The organism is uncultured Empedobacter sp. (genome assembly GCF_937930195.1).
GTDB lineage: Bacteria > Bacteroidota > Bacteroidia > Flavobacteriales > Weeksellaceae > Empedobacter > Empedobacter stercoris.
Map to the genome: position 1 here is coordinate 1 of NZ_CALGVK010000035.1, position 3,410 is coordinate 3,410.

7 protein-coding genes and 1 pseudogene are annotated in these 3,410 nt (G+C 32.1%); all 8 read right to left on the reverse strand.

What is annotated here, in order from left to right; all coding sequences use genetic code 11:
- Positions 1 to 437 (reverse strand): annotated as a pseudogene (locus Q0616_RS02140) (phage tail tape measure protein); the annotation flags it as partial.
- Complete coding sequence (locus Q0616_RS02145) at positions 437 to 658, reverse strand: hypothetical protein (protein ID WP_298774671.1); 222 nt, start codon at positions 656 to 658, stop codon at positions 437 to 439. The pseudogene Q0616_RS02140 and the gene Q0616_RS02145, both read right to left, overlap by 1 nt.
- Positions 659 to 663: 5 nt before the next feature.
- The gene (locus tag Q0616_RS02150; protein WP_298774674.1) at positions 664 to 1,179 is read right to left on the reverse strand and encodes a hypothetical protein; all 516 of its coding nucleotides are present in this window, start codon (positions 1,177 to 1,179) and stop codon (positions 664 to 666) included.
- Between the two features lie 145 nt (positions 1,180 to 1,324).
- On the reverse strand, positions 1,325 to 1,852 hold the full coding sequence (locus Q0616_RS02155) for a hypothetical protein (protein WP_298774676.1): 528 nt from the start codon (positions 1,850 to 1,852) through the stop codon (positions 1,325 to 1,327).
- Positions 1,853 to 1,879: 27 nt separating this feature from the next.
- The gene (locus Q0616_RS02160) at positions 1,880 to 2,281 is read right to left on the reverse strand and encodes a hypothetical protein (protein WP_298774679.1); all 402 of its coding nucleotides are present in this window, start codon (positions 2,279 to 2,281) and stop codon (positions 1,880 to 1,882) included.
- Positions 2,278 to 2,709, reverse strand: coding sequence for a hypothetical protein (locus Q0616_RS02165; protein WP_298774682.1), 432 nt, complete (start codon positions 2,707 to 2,709; stop codon positions 2,278 to 2,280). Before Q0616_RS02165 ends, Q0616_RS02160 begins: the two co-directional genes overlap by 4 nt.
- The gene (locus tag Q0616_RS02170) at positions 2,700 to 3,032 is read right to left on the reverse strand and encodes a hypothetical protein (protein ID WP_298774684.1); all 333 of its coding nucleotides are present in this window, start codon (positions 3,030 to 3,032) and stop codon (positions 2,700 to 2,702) included. Before Q0616_RS02170 ends, Q0616_RS02165 begins: the two co-directional genes overlap by 10 nt.
- Positions 3,020 to 3,340, reverse strand: a complete 321-nt coding sequence (locus Q0616_RS02175) for a DUF6706 family protein (RefSeq protein ID WP_298774687.1) — start codon at positions 3,338 to 3,340, stop codon at positions 3,020 to 3,022. Before Q0616_RS02175 ends, Q0616_RS02170 begins: the two co-directional genes overlap by 13 nt.
- Positions 3,341 to 3,410: the final 70 nt, after the last annotated feature.

The following is a 3,410-nucleotide window of genomic DNA, read 5'->3' on the forward strand; positions in this document are numbered from 1 at the left end:
CCTGAAGCTATATCTCCAAGTTTTCGCATTGTATCCAAAGCGGTTTCAGCACTTTCTCCATAAGCTAATAACATTTTAGTAGCTTCCGAAGTAGATTGTAAACCGAAAGGAGTTGTTGCTGCAAATGTTACAATTTCTTGCATTAAAGAATCTGCTTTCTCCTTACTACCTAACATAGTTGTGAAGGCAATTTCTAATTGCTCAAATTCTCCTCTAACTTTAACCATTTGAGAAACAAATTGAGTTGCATAATCAACTGTTAAAAAAGCTGCTACTCCTTTTGCAAGTGTATTAACTACTCCTGTAGATTGTTTGAATTGATTTTGAACATGTGTATTAAAATCTTCTACACCTTTATTCGATTGTCGAAGTGCATTTAAAAATTTTTGATTATCTAAGTCTTGGGTAAATCCTAATCTTCCGTTATTTATATCCATTAGCTTTGAAACATTTTAAGAATGTCGTCTGCATTCTGTTCTGTTATTTTTACTGCTTTTTTTGTTTGGGTATTTTTATTTTCGTCATCATCGTAATCGTAAGAAGGTAAATCTGCCATCAAACGAATTACTTTTGACCAAGGGATTTGGTTTTCTAAATAATCAAGTGTCCATCCGAAATGCGCACAAATAGAAGCTCTTGTTCCGTAAGTGCTTTTCATTCCTTTTACTCTACTTCGTTCGGACTTATCGTCATCTTTATCGATGCTAATCGAGTAGAGTGCATAAAATTTGCAAGATCCTGTGATTTAAGAATCTCATTTATAATCTCAAATAGTTTAGCTGGTGTAAGAGAATTGTAAAGAATGTTTGAAACTCGTTTAAATTCTGATTTTGAATAATCAACTCCAAGAACAGCAACTGCAACTATATCCGCCATTATTTTAGCGTTTTTATATGCAATAAGTTTTGTTTGATTAAAAATTTCAAGCTCGTTATTCAATTTACCTTCATCAAAAAATAATTCGATTTGATATTGGCAAAGTCGGTCCAAAGTCGATAATGTACAAGGTTTGATTTCGAATTTTTCTTTAACCTTTTTAACCACCTTTTTTTTATAAGGAATTAAACCAAAAAAGTATTTTTCTTGAATAGTTATTTTTTTATTGAATTCTACTTCAAACTCGTAAGGCGTTTCAATCAAAGTTTTGATTTCTTCTCTTTGTATATCTTTTTGATCCATGGATTTCGATTTATACAAAAATGGTGAATGAATAAGGATTTAGTATTGTAAAAAGTGTTGAGTTAAGAGCGAGTTAAGGGAGGAAATAAAAAAAACCACTCCTATAAAGAGTGGTTTTTTAGTTATAAAATATTAAATAAATTACTTATCCAGCAGGAGGTAAATTAGCTTCAAGATTAGCTAAATAATCTGTTGAAATTGGACTTTTATCATTTCCTGGATCTAATGGTTCTACAGTCATTGTCATAACTAAAGTTCCATCCGAATTAAATTCTCCTCCAATAGTAGCTGTAATACTTGCGCGTGGTATTGCGAAATAAACACCTTGATCTGGCTTAACTAAAACAGCTTTTTCAACCTGAATAGTTTTACCTAAGAATCCTACTGCGGTTGCACCTTCAGTAACTCCACCTAAATACTCTTTAATTAATTCTGGTGTTGCATCTAATAAAGCAAATTCAAAACTAACAGAATCTGGTTTAGGAATTACAACTTTAGGTGTTGGATTTCCTTCTTCATAGATTTTAGTTGATTCACCCTTTTCCATTGTCATTGAAGCCGAGCCCTCGTTTACTTCTCCAATTTTCTTTAACGTTGCTAAACTTGGCATTAACCCTGTTGGTAAAACCGCTCCGACTAATATAGCTGTTAACCCAAATGTGTATTTTTGCATAATATCGTTTTTTTTAAAAATTAATAATTAGTTTGTTTTTTGATCGTAAATTCTCCACTGTATTCGAAGATTTACATAATGTTCTTTTTCGTTTTGTTCTTGGATGATTCCTAAGTCTGAAATATAAACTGACTTCCCTATGAATTGATGATCTTCAAATACTTTGCGAACAACTCTCGAAATCTCTTTTAATCTTCTTGAATTTTTAACTCCCAATTCTAAATCAGGAACATAAATATTAATATTAGAAGTTGCTAATTGAGGTTTAAAAACGGTTGTTATTGTAATAGTATTCACGACAATGTCTTCGTTCAGTGAATTTATTGGACGACTATCATTATACAACTTACCTTTGATAGCAGATTTAACTTCATCGATATTTAAAGCTTTAAAAAGCAATTCGTTTGCATCGAAAATATCGTACATCATTTCATCATTATTTGTTTGATTATTAAATCAGCTACTTGTTTAGCGTAATTCTCAGAAGCTGCTAAAACATTGTAACCTTTAGATTCAACCGAATAAGCGTAATTCATTCCTGCTGTAAAGACTAAAACTATTGGAGCTTTCCTTGCTTTAGAAGCTAATTCTCGAGCGAATTGTTTTCCCTCGGATGTTCCAACTGCTTTACCTTCGTAAAATTCTCGGTAAACTTGTCCATTCACGAAAAGTACATAACCAATAGATGATCTTAAGTTTCCTGTTTGATCCATAAAACCAACACTTTGTTTTGCATGAGAAACAACATTTTCACCTAAGTATAAATAAGCTTGAATACATTTTTTTAAAGTATCATCAATTATTTTTTGATTTAGCTTATCTAAATCTTTACTCGAAAAATTCGGTCTTATACCCATAATCGATTGTGTAATAATCCTTCTGTAAATCTTAGAACACTACCTTTAATCCTTACGTCCTTACCTTCTGAATCATTTGAAACAATGATAGTTTTTCCTAATTCAATCGGTAAAACAGATTTATCCAAATGAATCACTGAATTAAAAGCAATTGTAATTCCATCAGTACCAGCAATCACTTTTCCACTTGAATTTACTTGCTCACGACACATAGAAATAAACTTTATTCCGTTTTCATTCGGAATCATTTCGCCTGTTTCTTCATCGTAAACCAAAGAATTATCTTCGACAAATAAATAATGATCGTGTCCTATTGCCCCCATGGATCTATCGCAGTTACTGTTGGTTCGTTTTCATCTAATGGATTAGGTAAATCTAACTTTGCAGCCAAACGACCTAACATCATTCGAATCGCATTCCAATTCCATTTAACCGTCATATCTCCTTCGGAAACACTTTCATACATCGGAATCCAAGAACAAAAAGAATCATACAAAGCTTTCTCGCAGTCTTCTAAAATCAATTGTCCGTCTGGGTTTAAAGTTGGATTTTCAGCAAATAAAATAGTGACATCATTTGCATTAGCTCCAACTCTCAACATTACGCTTTGTATGTATTCTTTATTTGTCATGATTAAGCTTCTGAGATTAGTTTACGTTCTAACAATGAAGCAATTCGAGATTCTTCAAAATCAGCAGGAA

Bases quoted from the DNA above. Each gene is read 5' to 3' on its own strand.
- Q0616_RS02145 (WP_298774671.1), bottom strand. From the start codon at position 658: ATGAAAAGCACTTACGGAACAAGAGCTTCTATTTGTGCGCATTTCGGA.
- Q0616_RS02150 (WP_298774674.1), bottom strand. From the start codon at position 1,179: ATGGATCAAAAAGATATACAAAGAGAAGAAATCAAAACTTTGATTGAA.
- Q0616_RS02155 (WP_298774676.1), bottom strand. From the start codon at position 1,852: ATGCAAAAATACACATTTGGGTTAACAGCTATATTAGTCGGAGCGGTT.
- Q0616_RS02160 (WP_298774679.1), bottom strand. From the start codon at position 2,281: ATGATGTACGATATTTTCGATGCAAACGAATTGCTTTTTAAAGCTTTA.
- Q0616_RS02165 (WP_298774682.1), bottom strand. From the start codon at position 2,709: ATGGGTATAAGACCGAATTTTTCGAGTAAAGATTTAGATAAGCTAAAT.
- Q0616_RS02170 (WP_298774684.1), bottom strand. From the start codon at position 3,032: ATGGGGGCAATAGGACACGATCATTATTTATTTGTCGAAGATAATTCT.
- Q0616_RS02175 (WP_298774687.1), bottom strand. From the start codon at position 3,340: ATGACAAATAAAGAATACATACAAAGCGTAATGTTGAGAGTTGGAGCT.